The organism is Chromohalobacter sp. 296-RDG (assembly GCF_029889885.1).
Classification (GTDB): Bacteria; Pseudomonadota; Gammaproteobacteria; order Pseudomonadales; family Halomonadaceae; genus Chromohalobacter.
This window is the reverse complement of the sequence record NZ_JARANY010000001.1, coordinates 97,063-116,865: the sequence shown is the minus strand read 5'-3', so window position 1 is coordinate 116,865 and position 19,803 is coordinate 97,063. Positions and strand designations below refer to the sequence as shown.

Annotated in this window: 18 protein-coding genes; 10 read left to right on the top strand and 8 right to left on the bottom strand. The window is 59.4% G+C overall.

The window, feature by feature from the left end; translation table 11 throughout:
* Positions 1-7: 7 nt before the first annotated feature.
* Positions 8-286 carry a succinate dehydrogenase assembly factor 2 gene (locus tag OP495_RS00590; RefSeq protein ID WP_280566505.1) on the bottom strand — a complete coding sequence of 93 codons (279 nt, stop codon included), beginning with the start codon at positions 284-286 and terminating at the stop codon, positions 8-10.
* Positions 287-510: 224 nt separating this feature from the next.
* On the opposite strand from OP495_RS00590, the gene OP495_RS00585 reads away from it, so the two are divergent.
* From OP495_RS00585 to lapB, 3 genes are read left to right on the top strand one after another with little or no spacing between them, the layout of a single operon-like run.
* Positions 511-807, top strand: a complete 297-nt coding sequence (locus OP495_RS00585; RefSeq protein ID WP_280562263.1) for an integration host factor subunit beta — start codon at positions 511-513, stop codon at positions 805-807.
* A 42-nt stretch (positions 808-849) separates the two neighbouring features.
* The gene (locus OP495_RS00580; RefSeq protein WP_040241700.1) at positions 850-1,155 is read left to right on the top strand and encodes a lipopolysaccharide assembly protein LapA domain-containing protein; all 306 of its coding nucleotides are present in this window, start codon (positions 850-852) and stop codon (positions 1,153-1,155) included.
* Complete coding sequence (gene lapB, locus OP495_RS00575; protein ID WP_280562264.1) at positions 1,156-2,340, top strand: lipopolysaccharide assembly protein LapB; 1,185 nt, start codon at positions 1,156-1,158, stop codon at positions 2,338-2,340.
* Positions 2,341-2,343: 3 nt separating this feature from the next.
* Here the strand turns inward: lapB and pyrF are convergent, their stop codons facing one another.
* The gene (gene pyrF / locus OP495_RS00570) at positions 2,344-3,045 is read right to left on the bottom strand and encodes an orotidine-5'-phosphate decarboxylase (RefSeq protein ID WP_280566502.1); all 702 of its coding nucleotides are present in this window, start codon (positions 3,043-3,045) and stop codon (positions 2,344-2,346) included.
* Positions 3,046-3,262: 217 nt separating this feature from the next.
* Here pyrF and OP495_RS00565 point away from each other — a divergent pair, with 217 nt between their 5' ends.
* The 5 genes from OP495_RS00565 (at position 3,263) to OP495_RS00545 (ending at position 7,438) form a co-directional block, all read left to right on the top strand.
* The gene (locus tag OP495_RS00565) at positions 3,263-3,535 is read left to right on the top strand and encodes a ComEA family DNA-binding protein (RefSeq protein ID WP_280566500.1); all 273 of its coding nucleotides are present in this window, start codon (positions 3,263-3,265) and stop codon (positions 3,533-3,535) included.
* Positions 3,536-3,826: 291 nt separating this feature from the next.
* Positions 3,827-4,342 carry an FxsA family protein gene (locus OP495_RS00560; protein WP_280566496.1) on the top strand — a complete coding sequence of 172 codons (516 nt, stop codon included), beginning with the start codon at positions 3,827-3,829 and terminating at the stop codon, positions 4,340-4,342.
* Positions 4,343-4,521: 179 nt separating this feature from the next.
* On the top strand, positions 4,522-4,812 hold the full coding sequence (locus tag OP495_RS00555) for a co-chaperone GroES (protein ID WP_280562268.1): 291 nt from the start codon (positions 4,522-4,524) through the stop codon (positions 4,810-4,812).
* Between the two features lie 76 nt (positions 4,813-4,888).
* A complete protein-coding gene (gene groL / locus OP495_RS00550; protein WP_280562269.1) occupies positions 4,889-6,538 on the top strand; it encodes a chaperonin GroEL in 1,650 nt (549 codons plus the stop codon).
* Between the two features lie 162 nt (positions 6,539-6,700).
* Positions 6,701-7,438: a TrmJ/YjtD family RNA methyltransferase gene (locus tag OP495_RS00545; RefSeq protein WP_280562270.1), complete on the top strand. Its 738-nt coding sequence runs from the start codon at positions 6,701-6,703 to the stop codon at positions 7,436-7,438.
* Between the two features lie 131 nt (positions 7,439-7,569).
* Here the strand turns inward: OP495_RS00545 and rpsA are convergent, their stop codons facing one another.
* The 6 genes from rpsA to gyrA all read right to left on the bottom strand — a co-directional run bounded on the left by rpsA (position 7,570) and on the right by gyrA (position 17,343).
* Positions 7,570-9,249 (bottom strand): 30S ribosomal protein S1, encoded by a 1,680-nt coding sequence (gene rpsA, locus OP495_RS00540; RefSeq protein ID WP_280562271.1) that lies wholly within the window; start codon positions 9,247-9,249, stop codon positions 7,570-7,572.
* 194 nt (positions 9,250-9,443) lie between these two features.
* Complete coding sequence (gene cmk, locus OP495_RS00535) at positions 9,444-10,142, bottom strand: (d)CMP kinase (RefSeq protein WP_280566493.1); 699 nt, start codon at positions 10,140-10,142, stop codon at positions 9,444-9,446.
* Complete coding sequence (locus OP495_RS00530) at positions 10,139-12,391, bottom strand: bifunctional prephenate dehydrogenase/3-phosphoshikimate 1-carboxyvinyltransferase (protein WP_280566490.1); 2,253 nt, start codon at positions 12,389-12,391, stop codon at positions 10,139-10,141. The genes cmk and OP495_RS00530 overlap by 4 nt, the downstream gene beginning before the upstream one ends.
* Positions 12,392-13,498 carry a prephenate dehydratase gene (pheA, locus tag OP495_RS00525; protein ID WP_280562386.1) on the bottom strand — a complete coding sequence of 369 codons (1,107 nt, stop codon included), beginning with the start codon at positions 13,496-13,498 and terminating at the stop codon, positions 12,392-12,394.
* Between the two features lie 7 nt (positions 13,499-13,505).
* Positions 13,506-14,591 (bottom strand): 3-phosphoserine/phosphohydroxythreonine transaminase, encoded by a 1,086-nt coding sequence (gene serC / locus OP495_RS00520; protein WP_280562274.1) that lies wholly within the window; start codon positions 14,589-14,591, stop codon positions 13,506-13,508.
* A gap of 55 nt (positions 14,592-14,646) precedes the next feature.
* Entirely contained in the window at positions 14,647-17,343 is a 2,697-nt protein-coding gene (gene gyrA / locus OP495_RS00515; protein WP_280566488.1) for a DNA gyrase subunit A, read from the bottom strand.
* Between the two features lie 353 nt (positions 17,344-17,696).
* Between gyrA and OP495_RS00510 the strand changes: the two genes are divergently transcribed.
* Both OP495_RS00510 and OP495_RS00505 read left to right on the top strand, forming a co-directional pair.
* Positions 17,697-18,626, top strand: coding sequence for a recombination-associated protein RdgC (locus OP495_RS00510; protein ID WP_280562276.1), 930 nt, complete (start codon positions 17,697-17,699; stop codon positions 18,624-18,626).
* A complete protein-coding gene (locus OP495_RS00505; RefSeq protein WP_280566485.1) occupies positions 18,623-19,801 on the top strand; it encodes a 1-acyl-sn-glycerol-3-phosphate acyltransferase in 1,179 nt (392 codons plus the stop codon). The genes OP495_RS00510 and OP495_RS00505 overlap by 4 nt, the downstream gene beginning before the upstream one ends.
* The last annotated feature ends 2 nt before the right edge of the window (positions 19,802-19,803 follow it).

Below are 19,803 nucleotides of genomic sequence, written 5' to 3'. Positions count from 1 at the left end.
GTCGAGCCTAGAGGGTACGATACTGATTGTTGGAAGTGGTTTCGGCATAATCGACGATCATTTGGACAATGCGCCGCAGTCCGGCGTCGGCAGGCCACTCTCGACGCATCAGCCAGATGAAGAGGTCCTGGTCTTCCTGATCGATCAGCGTTTGATAACGGGCCTTGTCCGCATCATCGAGCTGCGGATAGCAATGTTCGAGAAACGGGATCAGCAGTAGATCCAGCTCCCACATGCCACGCCGCGAGTGCCAGTAAAGCCGTTTGATGGTTACATCGTCCTGCATGGAGACTCCCAAGCGATGTCATGACATGAATAAGCGACGAGTATACCCGAGGACTTGGCGAAACACATCGTACCCATTCCTTGCTCAAAACCGGTTAAGATGGACTTGCAATGTGCTAGTGCGTTGTTTTATCAAGATTTGAGCAGTATGCTGAATTCACAACAATACCGTGGTTGTTTTACTACCACGTTCAGTGGAGCGGCAAAGTCGCTTGGAGACATTCGATGACCAAGTCCGAGTTGATTGAACAGATTGCCATTCGGCAGCCCGAGCTATCGGCCAAAGAGGTCGAGGCAGCGGTCAAGATCATCATCGAAGACATTACCCATTCGCTTTCCAGCGGTGGGCGTGTCGAAATTCGCGGGTTCGGTAGCTTCTCCCTACATTTTCGGGAGCCCCGGATCGGACGCAACCCCAAAACCGGCGACCCCGTCGATCTGCAGGGCAAATTCGTGCCGCATTTCAAGCCCGGTAAGGAATTGCGCGAACAGGTCAACGCTAGCCGTGCACTCGGCTACTGAAGCCCCAAGGGCGCCATATCTCCATGCAAAAGGAACCTGCCCATGCGTTGGTTTAAAGGTGTCGTGCTGGCCATCATCTTGCTGGTCGTCCTGTTGCTCGGCATCCTGTTTGCCGTCAATAACCAACAAGCCATGCCGCTCGACTTGATATGGGTCGAACTGCCGCCCGCCTCGCTGTCTCTTTGGTTGCTGATATCGCTGGCCTGCGGCGTGATTCTCGGCATGCTGGCCATGACCGGCATCTATCTGCGGCTGCGCACGCTTCTGACCCGTGCCCAGCGCCACAATCAACAGCAGCGCAAGGAACTGGATCGGCTACGCACCCAGGAGTTCAAGGAAGCGCCCTGAATGCTTGATCCGCTGCTGCTTGGCCTATTGGTCGCGGCGATTGCCATCGGTTGGTGGCTCGGACGTCGCGAGCGCTGGCGCGCTCGCGAACGCCTATCTCCCGAAGTGTCGTTGCCCAGGGACTACTTCATTGGTCTCAACCATCTGCTCAACGAGCAGCCGGATCAGGCCATAGAGACTTTTGTGCAAGCGCTCGAGGTCAACAGCGACACCATCGAGACACACATTGCGCTGGGTAACCTGTTCCGATCGCGCGGCGAAGCCGACCGCGCGGTCAAGATCCATCAGAATCTGTTGGCACGCCCGACGCTGACCCCTTATCAAAGCGGGCTCGTGCAACTGGAACTGTCACGAGACTTCCTGAACCTGGGATTGCTCGATCGCGCCGAACGCCTTCTGCAAACACTAGTGAAGGACACTCTCGACGAGGGACTGCGTGACGCTGCCAAACGCCTACTGGTCGATCTGCTACAGCGAGAGAAGGAATGGCAACAAGCGCTGGATGTCGCTACGCCGCAGCTCATCCGCCAGGATGCCGATATCAAGCGCGCTGCCGCTCACTGGCTTTGCGAACTCGCCCAACAGGATCGGCATAATGCGAGCCCCAGCGTAGCCCGCAAGCGTCTGCGCCAGGCACTATCGACCGATGAACGCTGTGTCCGAGCCACTTGGCTGCTTGCTGAGCTGGAGCGGGATACCGGCCACTACAAGGCCGTAATCCGCCATCTCAAGCGCATCCCCGAGCAAGACCCGGGCTTCCTTCCGGTCATCCTCGAGCCTTTGCACGAGGCGTATCGCCGCCTGGAGGACGAACCGGGCTGGCGCGCATTTCTCGAGACCAAGCTGCAGGAAACGCACTTCACCAGCGTCGTGGTCATGCTCGCGGCCTCCCGACTCAATGCCGAAGGCCAGGACGCCGCCATCGAGTTGATCAGTGAACAGTTGCAAGCGCATCCCAGCCTGCGTGGCGTCGATTATCTCATGGACCTCTATCTGATCGGCGAGGACCATGGCGACCGCGAGCGCCTGCTGCTGCTCAAACAGCACACCCATAAACTACTCGCGGCACGTCCCCGCCACCGTTGCCATCGCTGCGGTTTCGGCAGCGCCCAACTGCATTGGCAATGCCCGCGCTGCCACAGCTGGGGCACCACCAAGCCCATCACAGGGCTGGAAGGCGAATAGCCGCTAGCGGCTGATCTCCTGCTCGATTGCGGCCAACGCCACCATCGGATCCGAGGCTTGCGTCACCGGCCGGCCGATCACTAGATGCGTGCTCCCGGCCGCCAACGCCCGTGCCGGCGTCAACGTACGGCGTTGATCATCGCCTGTCGAAGCGTTGGGGCGTATACCCGGCGTGACCTTCAAGAAAGTATCGCCACATAGTGCGCGCAACGCCGTCGCTTCTTGCGCTGAACACACCACCCCCTCCATGCCGCTACGTTGCGAGAGCGTCGCCAAACGTTTGACCTGAGACAATGTTTCGCTATCGACGCCAATTTCGACGAGGTCTTCACGCGCCATACTGGTGAGCACTGTCACTGCTATCAGATGCGTGGCGAGCCGCCGCTTCTCGAGTCGTTCTCTGGCCGCTTCCATCATCCGCTGCCCGCCACCCGCATGGACGTTAACCATCCATACGCCATGGTCCGCCGCCGCTTCGACGGCCCCCGCCACCGTATTGGGAATATCGTGAAACTTGAGATCCAGAAACACCTCGAAGCCACGTGAATGCAGTGCTTCGAGTATCCGCGGGCCACTGCGCGTGAATAGCTCCTTGCCAACCTTGACCCGGCAGCGCGCGGGGTCCAGCCGATCGGCCATGGCAAGCGCCTGGTCAAGGTCAGAGTGGTCGAGAGCGATGATCAACGGCGTATCGGGGCGCGGCATGATGTCTCCTGCGAACAATATTATGGCAGCGGCAGTATACCGCTGCCCCACTCCGCCACCTAGCACCTGGCAGGTCTTCCGCCTCGTCTTTTTATAAGAAAGGCTTTATATTGTAGTCAATATCCTACAAATATTGTCAGCAAACGATGACATCCCGACCATGAAAATCTGAGTATGGTTAAGTTTCTAAATAAGATATACCTAAAGGACTGATCGCATGAACAAACTGCTTAGCGGTGCTCTACTGACACTGGCGCTGAGTGTCACTACCCTCGCAATCGCCCAGGAAGACGCCCCGGGTCCTATCGACATCAATCAAGCTTCTGTTGAAACCCTGACCCAACTACCGGGCATCGGCGCCGTCAAGGCACAGGCGATCATCGAGGATCGCAACACCAATGGATCTTTCGCCTCGGTCGATGATTTGACCCGCGTCAAAGGCATCGGCGAAGGAACGGTGGAAGACCTGGATGATCGCATCACGTTCTGATGCCGCCCTATCGACGCTCGCACGGATAGCATCCAGCGAGCGTCTTTTCGGCCAATATCAGGTTTCATCTGAAGAGTATACGAGACATCAGATCCTCAGCCCGCCCGCGTACTTCAGCCCGCTACCGCGCTACAACACTCGCCCCGTTAAGTCACCGTTTGGCACGATATAACGCGTACTCGACGTGATACCATCCGGTCTCTCAGCACGCTTGCATCCAGCGCGTCGTTTCCCTTGCAATTCACACTCATGCCACCATCTACTGGGAAGTCGAAATCAAACGGAGCTGCCATGCCACTGTTACTTTTCATTACGCTTTTCGGGCTACTCGATTTCGTAGTGCTGTTCGCGATCGGGGGACAGATAGGTCTGCTTCCGACGTTGGCATTGGTCCTGCTATCCGGCGCCCTAGGCCTCCATTTGATTCGACGCGAAGGAGTGCAGACCCTGCAACGCGCCCAGGCCCGCTTCACTCAGGGAGAAATTCCCTCGGACGAGTTGATTACAGGGGCCGCCCTGATCTTCGGTGGAGCATTACTGGTCACCCCCGGTTTTCTATCGGACGGTTTGGGGCTGCTTTGCCTTATCCCGAGTAGCCGCCGCTTGCTGGGCCGCAGCCTGCAACGTGGTGGATGGCGCGGCCGAATGTTTACCATGGGCGCCGATGGCGCAACTCAGGAAAAAACCCGGGACGATGACTGGCACGAGCACACGCAGCGCACGAACAAGGCCTCACAAAATAGCCAGACGAATGACGAGCAACCGATCGAAGGTGACTACATAGGGAAAGATGATTCCCGGCATTGAAAAAATTCATGAAGAGCCCTTGAAAGTGAATACGTCGACCCAATCAAGGCCTTAACAGATGATTCGGCCGTAATGCTTTGATGCATCGGCCTTATAAACAGAAGGCACAGCCTTCACCCTTGAGCTTGGCTCAACGGGATTATCCTATGATCCATAGAACCATCAGGAGAACGTGAGCAATGAAAATCCGTCCTTTGCACGACCGCGTCGTCGTCCGTCGCATGGAAGAAGAGCAAAAAACCTCTGGCGGCATCGTGCTTCCGGGTAACGCTCAAGAGAAACCGACCCGCGGTGAAGTCCTTGCTATCGGCAACGGTCGTATTCTCGAGAATGGCGAAGTGCGCCCGCTGGACGTCAAGGTGGGTGATACCGTGATTTTCAAGGATGGCTTTGGCGTCGAGAAAGAGAAAATCGACGGCGAAGAAGTCCTGATCATGAGCGAAAGCGATATTCTGGCCGTTGCCGAGTAATTCACAACGCTCACCAATCACATTTTCGTTTCACGTTTGCGCGACTTGATCGCGCCATTAATGGGAAGAGCTAGAAATGGCAGCTAAACAGATCAAATTCTCCGATGATGCCCGCAAGCGCATGGCGCGCGGTGTTAACACCCTGTCCGACGCCGTCAAGGTCACCCTCGGGCCTAAAGGGCGTAACGTCGTACTGGAAAAATCCTTCGGTTCTCCGACCGTAACCAAGGATGGGGTCTCCGTCGCCAAGGAACTTGAGCTCAAGGACAAGTTCGAAAACATGGGCGCGCAGATGGTCAAGGAAGTTGCTTCCAAGACCTCTGACGTGGCCGGTGATGGTACCACTACCGCCACCGTTCTTGCCCAGTCCATTGTCACTGAAGGCATGAAAGGCGTGACGGCGGGCATGAATCCGATGGATCTCAAGCGTGGCATCGACCATGCCGTCGACGCCGCCGTAAAGGAAATCCATAAGCTTTCCGTGCCGTGCACCGATGCCAAGGCCATCGCCCAGGTGGGAACCATTTCCGCGAATGGCGACAAGCGTATCGGTGAAATTATCGCCGATGCCATGCAGAAAGTCGGCAAGGAAGGCGTCATCACCGTTGACGAAGGCCGTGGCTTCGAAGACGAGCTGGAAGTCGTCGAAGGTATGCAGTTCGATCGTGGCTACCTGTCGCCTTACTTCGTGACCAACCAGGACACCATGATGGTGGAACTGGAAGATCCGCATCTGCTGATGGTCGACAAGAAGATCTCCAACATCCGCGAATTGCTGCCGGTGCTGGAAGCAGTTGCCAAGTCCGGTAAGCCATTGGGCATTATCGCCGAAGACATCGAAGGCGAAGCGCTGGCAACACTGGTGGTCAACACCATGCGCGGCATCGTCAAGGTTGCAGCGACCAAGGCACCCGGTTTCGGCGATCGCCGCAAAGCCATGCTTCAGGACATCGCCATCCTTACCGGTGGCACCGTGATTTCCGAAGAAGTCGGCCTGACGCTCGAGCAAGCTAACCTGGATCACCTGGGTAGCGCCAAGCGTGTCACCATGTCCAAGGAAAGCACCACCATCATCGATGGTTCCGGCGTCGAGTCCGACATCGAAACACGTGTTGGCCAGATCCGCGCTCAGATCGAAGACACCAGCTCCGACTACGACCGCGAAAAACTTCAGGAACGTGTCGCCAAGCTGGCCGGCGGTGTCGCCGTCATCCGCGTGGGTGCCGCGACCGAGTTCGAGATGAAAGAGAAAAAGGCTCGCGTCGAAGATGCGCTGCACTCCACACGTGCCGCCGTCGAAGAAGGCGTCGTGCCTGGCGGTGGTACCGCACTGGTACGCATCCTTGGCAATCTCGCCAACCTCAAAGGTGAGAACGAAGACCAGACCCACGGCATTGCCATCGCCTTGCGTGCCATGGAATCGCCGCTGCGTCAGATCGTGACTAACGCAGGTCAGGAAGCGTCTATCATCGTCAATCAGATCAAGGCCGGTGAAGGTAACTACGGTTACAACGCACAAACCGGTGAGTATGGCGACCTGTTCGACATGGGCGTTCTCGATCCCGCCAAGGTTACACGTAGCGCGATGCAATCCGCAGGCTCCGTGGCTGGCTTGATGATCACCACCGAAGCCATGATCGCCGACGACCCGGATGAGCAAGAATCCGGCGGTGGCGGTGGCGCACCGGACATGGGCGGCATGGGAGGTATGGGCGGCATGATGTAATCGCCGCCTACTGACTCCCGGGCGCTGTCCCGTGACTCGAACCCCTGCCGGGCAACCGGTGGGGGTTTTTCATGTCAGAGGAATGGATCAGTCGTAGCTCGTAGCTCGTAGCTCGTAGCCCAAGTACACTATCGCCCTGCCTTCGACTGTATCGCGATTTTTATGCTTTCCAATATACGTATCGTACTCGTCCAGACATTCCACCCCGGCAACATTGGCCAGGCCGCACGTGCCATGAAAACCATGGGCCTAGGGGACCTGGTACTGGTCAATCCACGCCGCTTTCCCGACGCAGAGGCCACTCGGCTAGCCGCTGGTGCGACCGATGTGCTCGACAACGCACGCGTCGTCGAACACATTTCACAAGCCGTCGGAGATTGCGTCCAGGTCATCGGCGCCAGCGCCCGCCTGCGTAGCCTCCCTCTACCCCATTTCGATGATCCCGAGCCCATGGCCGTGCAAATGGTCGAGTATGCACATGAAGCCCCGGTGGCACTGGTGTTCGGCCGTGAGCGCTTCGGCCTGACCAACGATGAAATTCGGCATTGCACGCACCAGGTCAGCATCCCCGCCAACCCCGATTACAGTGTCCTCAATCTGGCACAAGCCGTGCAGATACTCGCCTACGAAGTACGCCGTGCATGGCGTCACCAAACCCCCAGCGCCACTCAGCCCAAGTCCAAGCAGCCCGCCTTGCCGACGCGCGAACAGATGGCTCACTTCGAGACTCACCTGCACCAAGCGCTGTCGTCCTCGGGATTTCTGACTCAGCCTCATGCACGCACTGAAGATCATCTACACGCACTTTTCTCCCGTGCTCAACCGACTCGCAAGGAGCTCTCCATCCTGCGCGGTGTCTTGACGACATTGGAAAATGCCGGCACAAAACGTGATGACTGAGGTAAAAGCCAGCCACCCCGAAGAATCAGCCATCTGCCCGACATAAAAAAACCGCGCCTCTTGGAGGCGCGGTTTTTCGTGCGGCTCGATAAAGCACTCGCCGCCGCGCCAAGACGCGGCGGCAATGTGGCTTATTCGCCGCCCATCTGCTGCTTGATCAAATCACCGATAGTAGTCGGGCCTGACTCCGGCTCGGCTTCCTGATCGCGCAATTTGCCCATCGCACGGCGTGTATCGACCTGCTCTTTCGCCTTGACAGACAGGTTGATCGCACGATTCTTGCGATCGACACCGACGATCTTGGCTTCGACGCTATCACCTTCGTTGAGCACATTGCGTGCATCTTCGACGCGATCGGGGCTGATCTCGGAGGCCTTGAGTACCGCCACGACATCAGTCGCCAATTCGACGTGAGCTTCCTTGGCATCGACTTCGACAACGCGACCGGTGACGATGGCACCCTTGTCGTTGACGGCCAAGTACTCGGAGACCGGATCGGTTTCGAGCTGCTTGATGCCGAGCGAGATACGCTCACGTTCTGGATCGATCGAGAGGATGACCGCTTCGGCTTCGTCGCCCTTCTTGAACTGGCGCACGGCTTCTTCGCCGGTTTCGCTCCAAGAAATATCGGACAAGTGAACCAGACCGTCGATGCCACCTTCCAAGCCGATGAAGATACCGAAGTCGGTGATCGACTTGATGGTGCCCGAGACGCGATCGCCCTTGTTATAGCGCGCGCTGAAGTCTTCCCACGGGTTGGTGGTGCACTGCTTGATACCCAAGGAGATACGACGACGTTCTTCGTCGATATCCAGCACCATGACTTCCACATCATCGCCGACCTGGACGACTTTCGAGGGATGAATGTTCTTGTTGGTCCAGTCCATTTCCGAAACGTGAACCAAGCCTTCGACACCTTCCTCGAGTTCGGCAAAGCAGCCGTAGTCGGTCAGATTGGTGACGCGGGCATTGACGCGGGTGTTTTCCGGATAACGATCCTTGATGTTGACCCATGGATCTTCGCCCAGCTGCTTCAAGCCGAGAGACACACGGTTGCGCTCGCGATCGAACTTGAGCACCTTGACGTTGACCTCATCGCCAACCGCAACGATCTCGCTGGGATGCTTGATGCGCTTCCACGCCATGTCGGTGATGTGCAGCAGGCCATCGACGCCGCCCAGATCGACGAACGCACCGTAATCGGTAAGGTTCTTGACGATACCGTCGATCTGTTGACCTTCCTGAAGCGTCGACAGAAGCGCTTCACGCTCGGCGCTGTTCTCGGCTTCGAGCACGGCACGGCGCGAGACCACAACGTTATTACGCTTGGGATCGAGTTTGATGACCTTGAAGTCCAGCTCTTTATGCTCAAGGTGAGCAGTATCGCGTACAGGACGGACGTCAACCAGAGAACCGGGCAGGAAAGCGCGGATGGAAGAGACATCGACCGTGAAGCCGCCCTTGACCTTGCCGTTGATCACGCCCTTGACGATTTCGTCCTTCTCGAAGGCCGCTTCCAGCTCTTTCCAGGCCTCGGCACGCTTGGCCTTTTCGCGAGACAGACGCGTCTCGCCGAAGCCGTCTTCAACGGCTTCAAGGGCAACCTTGACTTCATCGCCCACGGAGATAGTCAATTCGCCGTTGTCATCACGGAACTGTGCCACGGGGATTTGCCCCTCGGACTTCAGACCCGCGTTGACGGTAATCCAGTCACCTTCGATGTCGACCACGGTTGCCATGACGATGGCACCGGGTTCCATATTGATGTCCTGGAGAGACTGTTCGAACAGTTCAGCAAAGCTTTCGCTCATGTTGTTCCTACGTGATCAACGTTAATAGCGGCCAGGCCGCTCATTCTCCGCACCACCAGCAAGCGCGGGCCTTTCCTACATATCCCTGGGGACGTTGGCGCTGGTTCGACCTGCGAAGGCTCTCGGTTATCGCCCGCGCACGTCATGACGTCTGACCAGGGTCTCCGGATGGGTGCCCGTTTCACCCCAGCTACTCAGTTCGGGAGGCCAAGCCCACGTGCACTGAGCAGCCTTTCGATACACTCCACCACGTCCGGTATCGCAAGACTCGTACTATCCAACAACACGGCATCGTCTGCCGGCTTGAGTGGCGCTACTGCACGTTGCATGTCGCGCGCGTCACGAGCCTCAATTTCCTCTAGAAGACTCGTTAGATTAGCATCCCGACCGGCATTCAGCAACTGCTCATGGCGTCGCCGCGCCCGCTCTTCGGCCGAGGCCGTCAGGTAAACTTTCAGGGGCGCCTGGGGGAATACCACCGTTCCCATATCCCGTCCATCCGCTACCAGCCCCGGCATGTCGCGAAAGTCACGCTGGCGTTTCAAAAGCGCATCACGCACTCGAGGCAACGATGCCACCTGCGAGGCAACGTCGCCGACCTCTTCGGTACGGATTTCGCCGCTCACGTCGCGGCCTTCCAATTCGATACGCGTTTCGCCGTCGCATGCCACGAAGCGGACATCCAGGGTTTCGGCGCAGGTCTCAAGGGCAGCCTCATCGCCCAATGTCAGGCCATGCTTGAGCGCCGCCAGTGCCGTGAGGCGGTATAGCGCTCCGGAGTCCAGCAGGTGCCAGCCCAGACGTTCGGCGATCAAGCGACTGACCGTCCCCTTGCCTGCGCCACCCGGCCCATCAACGGTCAGTACGGGCACTTCGTCGTGCGACACGCTCATGACGCCTCCTGTTCTTCGAGCGACAGCCCCACACGACGCGCAAGATCGATGAATCCCGGGAATGACGTGGCTACGTTGGCGCAGTCATCGATCATGATCTCGCTCTCGGCACGCAGCGCGGCAATGGCGAAGGCCATGGCGATGCGATGGTCGCCCAGGCTATCGACATGTCCACCGCGATAATGCGCAACATGCGTATCACTGGCGTCGGCACGACCGACGATGTCGATGCCATCGGAATGAACGGTATTCTCAACGCCAAGGACCGCCAGACCATCGGCCATCGCCTGGATGCGATCGGATTCCTTGACGCGCAATTCTTCCGCGCCCCGCAAGCGGGTCACGCCTTCAGCATTGACCGCAGCGATTAACAGCACGGGAAACTCGTCGATGGCCAGCGGTACCTGTTCCACGGGGATATCGATGCCCTTGAGCGGCGCATGGCGAACGCGAATATCGGCAACCGGCTCACCGCCGACTTCCCTAGGGTTGAGCAATTCAAGATCGGCGCCCATGGCCTGGAGGATATTGATGGCTCCGATGCGTGTCGGATTAGTCCCAACATGCTCCAGAAGCAGGTCCGAACCCGGCGTAATGGCCGCTGCCACCAGATAGAAGACCGCCGACGAGATATCCGATGGCACATCGATAGGCGACGCCGTCAAGCGACCGCCGCCCTGTAGCCAGGCTTCGTCAGCCGCACGCTGCACCGCGTAACCGAAACCGTTGAGCATACGCTCGGTATGATCGCGCGTCGGTGCCGGCTCGCGCACCCGCGTCTCACCCTCGGCATAGAGCCCTGCCAGCAAGAGACAGGACTTCACCTGGGCACTGGCCATGGGCATGTCATAACGAATGCCGCGCAGCGCCTGGCCACCGCGAATCGTCAGCGGTGGCCGACCGCCTTCAGCGGTTTCGATCACTGCGCCCATCTCGCGCAGCGGATCGGCTACCCGTCCCATCGGCCGCTTGTTGAGCGACACATCACCGGTCAACTCGGTATCGAAGGCCTGCCCGGCCAGCAAGCCTGCGAACAGGCGCATGGCGGTGCCCGAATTGCCTACATAAAGAGGGCCGGCAGGCGCCGTCAGGCCATGCAGGCCGACACCATGGATGGTCACGCGCCCCTGGTGTGGACCTTCGATGGCGACGCCCATTTCACGAAATGCCTGCAACGTCGCCAGACTATCCTCACCCTCGAGGAAGCCATGCACGTCGGTCACGCCTTCAGCAAGTGCACCGAGCATGATCGAGCGGTGCGAGATCGATTTGTCTCCCGGCACGCGGATCCGACCGCGCACATCGCCACCGGGAGTCACGCGGTAACGGATATTGCGTTGTTCCATCGCTTGATAACTCGTCTGGTTCAAAAGCGTATCGAAATACTGCCGCGCATGATTGGCACGATCGAAGATCGCCAGCATGGCATCGCCATCGTTATCGGTCACGGCACGGCGCAAACGGGCAACGCCCGTCTCGAATTCATCCAGTGCACCAAGCACTGCTTCGCGGTTGGCACTGAAAATATCGCGCCACATGACCGGGTCGCTACCGGCGATGCGTGTAAAGTCGCGAAAGCCCCCCGCCGCATAGCGAAAGATTTCCAGGCGCTCGTCCTGACGCGCCAAGGTGTCGACCAACGAAAACGCCAACAAATGCGGGAGATGGCTAGTGCGCGCCAGGACCTGATCGTGGCGTGCCACGTCCATTTCGAGAAGCTCCGCCCCACAAGCCGCCCATAGCGCTCGTACACGGGCCAAGGCGTCGGGATCGGTATCGGCACGCGGCGTCAGTATCACCTTGTGGCGGCGATAAAGTGCAGAGTTGGACGCCGCTAAACCGCTTCTTTCGGATCCCGCGATCGGATGCCCCGGCACGAAGCGCGGCGGCATGCCATCGAAGGCCCGCTGGACCGCTGCCTCGATGGCACCTTTGGTACTGCCGACGTCGGTGATTACCTGTTCGCCTAGATGCGGCGCCAATTCGCGTAGCACAGCTTCCATCGCCAATACCGGCACCGCCAGCACGATCAAGCTGCTTTCGGCTACCCAAGGCGCCAGCTCCGTGCTGCCGGCATCGATCAGCCCCATGTCGATGCCGCGCGCTACTTCGTCAGCGTCACGATCACAGGCCAGAATACGCCCCGCAAAACCCGCTTCCTTCAAGGCTGCCGCCAACGAACCGCCGATCAGGCCCAACCCAATGATGAGGATACCGCGCTCGGTCGGCGCACAGGACTGCTCCGACATTTACAACACACCCACGGGATAAGATCCCAACACCTTGAGCTCGGCAGCACGCAACGTAATCTCCTCCAGCACCGCCGCGACCTGTGGATCGTCGCGATGGCCCTTGAAGTCGATGAAGAACACGTAATTCCAGACCCCAGTACGTGACGGCCGCGTCTCGACGCGCGTCAGATCGATCTTGTGACGGTGGAACGGCTCGAGCAGATCGTGCAGCGCCCCGGGCTGGTTGCGCATGGCCACGACGATGGACGTCTTGTCATCCTCGGAGAGCGGCGTGTCCTGGTGCCCGATGATCAGAAAGCGTGTCGAGTTGTCGGGACGGTCCTCGATCTTCTCGGCGACCTTCTCGAGCTCGTAACGCTTGGCGGCCATGTCGCCGGCAATCGCGGCGCTGTGCCATTCGCTCTTGATCAGGCGCGCCGCCTCGGCATTGGACGACACCGGCACCCGCTCGGCATTGGGATAATGCGCGTCCAGCCACTTGCGGCACTGCGCCAGGGACTGGGGATGCGAATAAATGCGCGAGACCTTGTCGCGGCGCGTATTGCTGGACACCAAGAGATGGTGGTGAATACGCAGCACCACCTCGCCACAGATGCGCAGGCTGGCATCCATGAAGGTATCCAAGGTGCTGTTGACGATTCCCTCGGTGGAGTTTTCCACCGGGACCACGCCAAAATGCGCAGCCCCCGCTTCCACCTCGCGAAAGACTTCATCGATGGCTGCCATCGGCAAGCTTACCGCACTGTCGCCGAAATGCTTGAGCGCCGCCTGCTGAGTGAACGTGCCCTCGGGGCCGAGATAGGCGACCTTGACCGGCCGCTCCAGCGCCAGACACGCTGACATGATCTCGCGGAACAAGCGCGCCATTTCCTCGTCGTCGAGGGGACCTTTGTTCAGCGCCATGATGCGACGCAATACCTGAGCCTCGCGCTCGGGGCGATAGAACGTCGCTTGCGGATCGCTGTCGTTTTTCACCTGCGCTACTTGCTGTGCGCAGTGCGCGCGTTCGCTGACCAGCTTGAGAATCTCGCTATCCAGCGTATCGATTCGCTCGCGCAATGCCGGCAGGTCAGCCGACGTGATAGGGGCATCGTTATCGGACATGTCATGATCAGCCATGGCGTCGTTCGAACTCCCGCATGAAATCGACCAGCGCATCCACTGCCGCTTCCGGCACGGCGTTGTACAGGCTGGCACGCATGCCGCCTACGCTGCGGTGGCCCTTGAGATTCAAAAGCCCCGCCGCCTCGGCATCATTCAAGAACGCATCGTTGAGCGACTCATCGGCCAGCACAAACGGCACGTTCATGCGCGAACGATTGGACATGGCAATGGGGCTGGAATAGAAGTCGCTGGCATCGATGGTCGCATATAGCTTTTCGGATTTGCGCGCGTTGAGCCGGTCCATCGCCTCGACTCCCCCCATGTCGTGGCGCAACCAGTCGAAGACCAGCCCCGCCAGATACCAGGCATACGTCGGCGGCGTATTGAACATCGAACCGTTCTCGGCCATGACACGATAGTTGAACATGGTCGGTGTGTTCGGCAAGGCGCGCTCGAGCAGATCGTCACGCACGATGACCAACGTCAGCCCCGCCGGGCCGATATTCTTCTGCGCTCCGGCATAGATGACGCCGAAGCGGGACACATCCAGCGGCTCGGAGAGAATCGACGACGACATATCGCATACCAGCGGCACGTCACCGACCTCGGGAATGTAATCGAATGCCAGGCCACCGATGGTTTCGTTGGCCGTATAATGCAGATAGGCAGCATCCGACGACAAGGCGATGTCCTCAGGCCGCGGCACCGCGGTCAGTCCATTGGCCTCGCTGGAGGCCGCCACGTGCGCACCCGCCAGATGGCGTGCCTCGGCAATCGCTTTCTTGCCCCAGATACCAGTGTATAGATAGTTCGGTGTACCGCCCGTGCCCAGCAGATTATAAGGCACCATCGCGAACTGGCTGGATGCGCCGCCCTGCATGAACAGAACGCGATAATTGTCGGGCACGGCCAGCAGCGCACGCAGGTCGCGCTCGGCACGCGCAGCGATTTCCGCGAAAGCATCGCTGCGGTGGCTCATTTCCATGACCGACAGGCCGCGCCCTTGATAGTCGAGCAATTCGTCGCGGGCGCGCTCAAGCACGGGGCCGGGCAGCGCCGCTGGACCGGCACAGAAGTTGAACTTGCGTGTCATCAGCGTGATTCCAAACGTAAAACGACCACTCCCGAAGGAGCGGCCGCATTGAGACTCAATCGCCTTGTGGCGCCTCGTCATCATCCAGCGCGGGCGTCGCCTCTTCGATCACCGCCCCTTCTTCATCGGAGGCTAGCGCCTCGCCTGGCTCATCGACCCGCACCGTAGCGACCAGACGCTCGCCTTCGCCAGTGCGAATCAGGGTAACCCCTTGCGTATTACGTGAACTGACCGAAATTTCTTCGACCCGCGTGCGCACCAATGTGCCCTTGTCGGTGATTAGCATCATCTCATCGCTGTCGCGGACCTGAATCGCCGCCACCATGGCACCATTGCGCCGCGAGGTTTGCATGGCGATGACTCCTTGCCCGCCGCGTCCACGCAGCGGAAACTCATCGAGACGCGTGCGTTTGCCATAGCCATTCTCGGAGGCGGTCAGGATATAGGCCTGATCTTCACTGACCGCCTGGACCGGAGTTTCCTCGGCAACGTCACCGGTGTCGTCAGCCTCGGTATCGATGGTCAACGATTGCGGAATGATCAAGCTGATCACCTCGGCGTCGCCCTGCAGGCGCATGCCACGTACACCACGAGCGGTGCGGCCCATGGCGCGTGCGTTGCCTTCCTCGAAGCGAATGGCCTTGCCGTTGGACGAGAACAGCATCGCATGATCGTTGCCGGAGGTGATCGCGGCGCCGACCAGGCGGTCGTTTTCTTCGAGGTCGATGGCGATCAAGCCCACGCTGCGCGGCCGCGAGAATTGCTCCAGCGAGGTCCGCTTGACGGTCCCCTTGGCGGTAGCGAAGAAGATGTAGCAGTCGTCGCGGTATTCGCGTACCGGCAGGATGGCGTTGATCGACTCGCCATCATCCAATGGCAGCATGTTGACCAGCGGCTTGCCGCGCGAACCACGGCTGGCGTTGGGCATCTCGTAGACTTTGAGCCAGTAGACCTTGCCACGGTTGGAGAACAGCAGCATGGTGTCATGCGTCGAGGCCACCAACAGGTGCTCGATGATGTCCTCGTCTTTCATGGTGGTCGCCGACTTGCCACGTCCGCCACGCCGCTGAGCCTGGTAGTCGGAAAGCGGCTGCGTCTTGGCATAGCCGCTGCGCGAGATGGTGACCACCATGTCTTCTTCGTTGATCAGATCCTCGATGGTCAGGTCCAGATGGCTGGCCTGGATCTCGGTCTTGCGGTCATCGCCGTACTGATCGCGAATCGCGCCAAGTTCCTCGCGAATGACCTCAAGCAGCCGCTCCGGAGAAGCGAGAATCTCGTTGAGCTCGGCGATACGCTGGAGGATCGACAGGTATTCGTCGAGCAATTTTTCGGTTTCGAGCCCCGTCAGACGGTGCAGGCGCAATTCCAGAATGGCCTGCGCCTGGGCCGGTGACAGGCGGTATTCACGCTCGTTGTCGGCGAGTCCGTAGCCTTCGTCGAGATCTTCCGGCTTGCAGGACGTCGCTCCGGCGCGCTCGAGCATGCCGGTGACTTGCCCCGGTTGCCAGGCACGTGCGACCAGCTTTTCCTTGGCTTCGGTGGCCGAGGGCGACGCCTTGATGAGTTCGATCACATCATCGATGTTGGAGATCGCCACGGCCAGACCCTCGAGAATATGGCCACGGTCGCGCGCCTTCTTGAGCTCGAACAACGTGCGCCGCGTCACCACCTCACGACGGTGGCGAATGAACGACTCGAGAATCTCCTTGAGATTCAGGATCTTCGGCTGGCCGTTATCCAGCGCCACCATGTTGATGCCGAATACGGTCTGCAGCTGAGTATGTGCGAACAGGTTGTTGACGACCACTTCGCCGGACTCGCCGCGCTTGACCTCGATCACCACGCGCAGACCTTCCTTGTCGGACTCGTCGCGCAACTCGGCGATGCCGTCGATACGCTTATCCTTGACCAGCTCGGCGATCTTCTCGATCAAGCGCGCCTTGTTCACCTGATAAGGCAGTTCGGTGACGATGATGTGATCGCGTCCGGTCTTGTCGTCATGCTCGATGGTATGATGAGCCCGCACATAAATGCGCCCGCGCCCGGTACGGTACGCATCGAGAATTCCCGCACGGCCATTGATGATCCCGCCGGTGGGAAAATCGGGGGCCGGGATATACGCCATGAGATCGTCGATGCTGAGCGTGTAATCGTCGATCAGTGCCAGGCAGCCATCGATTACCTCGCGCATGTTGTGCGGCGGGATGTTGGTCGCCATGCCCACAGCGATGCCCGAGGCCCCGTTGACCAGCAGGTTGGGGACCTTGGTCGGCAACACCTCGGGGATGCGTTCGGTGCCATCGTAGTTGTCGACCCAGTCGACAGTATCTTTTTCCAGATCGGTGAGGAGGTCATGGGCGAGGCGTGCCATGCGCACCTCGGTGTAACGCATCGCCGCCGCACTGTCACCGTCGATGGAACCGAAGTTACCCTGACCATCGACCAGCACATAGCGCATCGAGAATGTCTGCGCCATACGCACGATGGTGTCGTAGACCGCGCTATCCCCGTGCGGGTGATATTTACCGATCACATCACCCACGACACGGGCCGATTTCTTGTAGGCTTTGTTCCAGTCATTGCTGAGTTCATGCATGGCGAACAATACGCGCCGGTGTACGGGCTTGAGGCCATCCCGTACATCCGGCAACGCACGGCCGATGATCACGCTCATGGCGTAATCGAGATACGACTGTTTAAGCTCGTCCTCGATATTGACTGGCAGAATTTCTCTGGCGATCTCACCCATGGGTCGTTCAATCCTTTGCACCGCGCCATACCATCGGTCATGGCACTGAATGAAACGAACAGCGACCTCACGGAGCACGAAGCCCCGCAGGTCACTCTTCAGCGCTCGACGCCAATGGCTGTCACAGCAATCATTGAGCTTCGATGGCGGGCCCACACCTCAAAGGGCCCGAATCACGCCATCATACCATTTCACATGGCAATGCGGCAGGCTTGGTCAATGCAATCGCTCGCTCCGCACGAGCGCGAGCAAAACACGCCTTTTCATATACCGCTGATACGTGCATCCGACTGGGGAGTGGCACCCGCCTTGGCGTTTCGCCATAATGAGCCCCTTTGTGACGGAATAGGCTCATGTGGTTCAAGCACTTGCATCTCTACCGCCTGCACGACACGACACCCATCGCGCTCGAGACACTCGAATCGGCTCTGGAGGCCTTCGCCTTTCGTCCAGTGTCGCCGAGTGAAGGCAAGCGCCTCGGCTGGCAACGCCCTGCGGGGCGGCACGGTCAACAGCTCGCCCATGAGATCCAGGGCCATCGCCTGCTTTCACTGCTGCGCCAAGAACGCCTGCTACCAGCCTCGGTAGTCCGCGAGGAAGTAGAAGAACGCGCCGCCGAGCGCGAGGCTGCCGAAGGTCGCCCATTGCCACGCCGCGAGCGCCAGGCACTCAAGGAACAGGTCGTGGAGGAATTTCTGCCACGCGCCTTCACGCGTAGCCAGCGCATTGATATATGGTGGGATACTCGTCGTGGCCTCATCGCCGTCAATTGCGCCAGCCGCGCCCGCGCCGAGGATGCTCTCGACCTGCTGCGTCAGTCGCTGGGCTCGTTGAAGGTCACGCCGCTGGCCGTGCGCCAACTGCCCTCGCGCAGCATGACCGCCTGGCTCGCGGATATCGCTTCGCGTCCCGAAGGGCTGCAGCTGGGCGATCAGGTCGAACTCAAGGACGCCAATGGCGACGATGGCGTGTGGCGTGCACGAGGCATCGACCTCGACGGCGAAGAAGTGCAAAGTGTGCTCGCCAGTGGGCGTCAGGCTAGCCGCTTGGCGCTGGATGTCGAAGATCAGCTATCGCTGGTCTTGCACGACGACCTGACACTCAAATCGCTGCGCTTCGCCGACGCCGTGCTCGACGAAGCCGCTCAACAAGAAGGCGATGACGACCCCACGCTACGCCTGGAAACGGACTTCGCTCTCATGGCCCAAGTGCTCTCTGGATTCATCGAACAACTCATCGAATGGCTGGGCGGCGAAGCCGACCCGGCAGCGCCTACATCATGACGCACGCACCGACTCCCCAATCCGCTCCCCAAGATTTCGACGCCATTCGTCCTTATCAAGACGATGAGGTGGCGACGGTACTCGACCGTCTGGCCCATTGCGACGAACTGCTCGATGCGATCACGCACTTTCGCCTCCCCCGGCTGGCGCGTTACGCGCCCCCCGTGGCGCGTTTCATCGCGCGTCTAGGGCTACAACACGAAATGCGCAACATCGAGAGCGTCGCCGCCTTTCAGCAACGCATCGCCCGCTATATGGCGCGAATGATCGCCACCACCACGGATGCCTTCGAGATCGAAGGGCTCGAGCACCTCGACGCCGACAAGGCCTATCTATTCATCGGCAATCATCGCGATATCGCCATGGACCCGGCGTTCGTCAATTACGCGCTCTACCAGAAAGGACGCAATACCGTACGCATCGCGATTGGCGACAATCTACTACAAAAGCCATTCGTCAATGACCTGATGCGTCTCAACAAGAGTTTCATCGTGCCGCGTTCGGCCAAGGGCAAGCGAGCGATGCTGCAGGCGTATCAGACGTTATCGCGCTATATCCGCCATTCGATCACCACGGATAATCACTCGATCTGGATCGCCGAGCGCGAAGGGCGCGCCAAGGACGGTATCGACTGCGCCGATACCGCTATCGTCAAGATGCTGGGCATGGCCCAGCGCATGGACGGCGGCGAGGCCGATATTGGTGCCGCAGTATCCGAGCTACGCCTCGTGCCGGTGTCCATCAGCTACGAATACGACCCCTGCGATCTGCAGAAGGCACGCGAGTTGTACGCCCGTCATACGGAGGGCCGTTACGACAAAGTCGAATTCGAGGATATTCAATCCATCGTCGCCGGCATCACAGGCCACAAGGGCCGTATCCGCCTGACCTTCGGCACGCCCCTGAGAAGTGATTTCGCGAGCCCGGAAGCTATCACCGAGGAAATCGATCACCAGGTACTGGCTCACTACCATATGTTCCCCAGCCACCAACTCGCGCTAGAGGCCACGGGGCTGGCACCGGAACTGGTCGACTTGAGCGAGGTCACCGATGCCGACCGTGCACGCTTCGAAGCACGCCTGGCCACGGTACCCGATCACCTGCGTCATTGGTGGCTACGCCAATACGCCAACCCCATTCTCAACCGCGCCGGATATATCGAGGAAGACGCCTGACG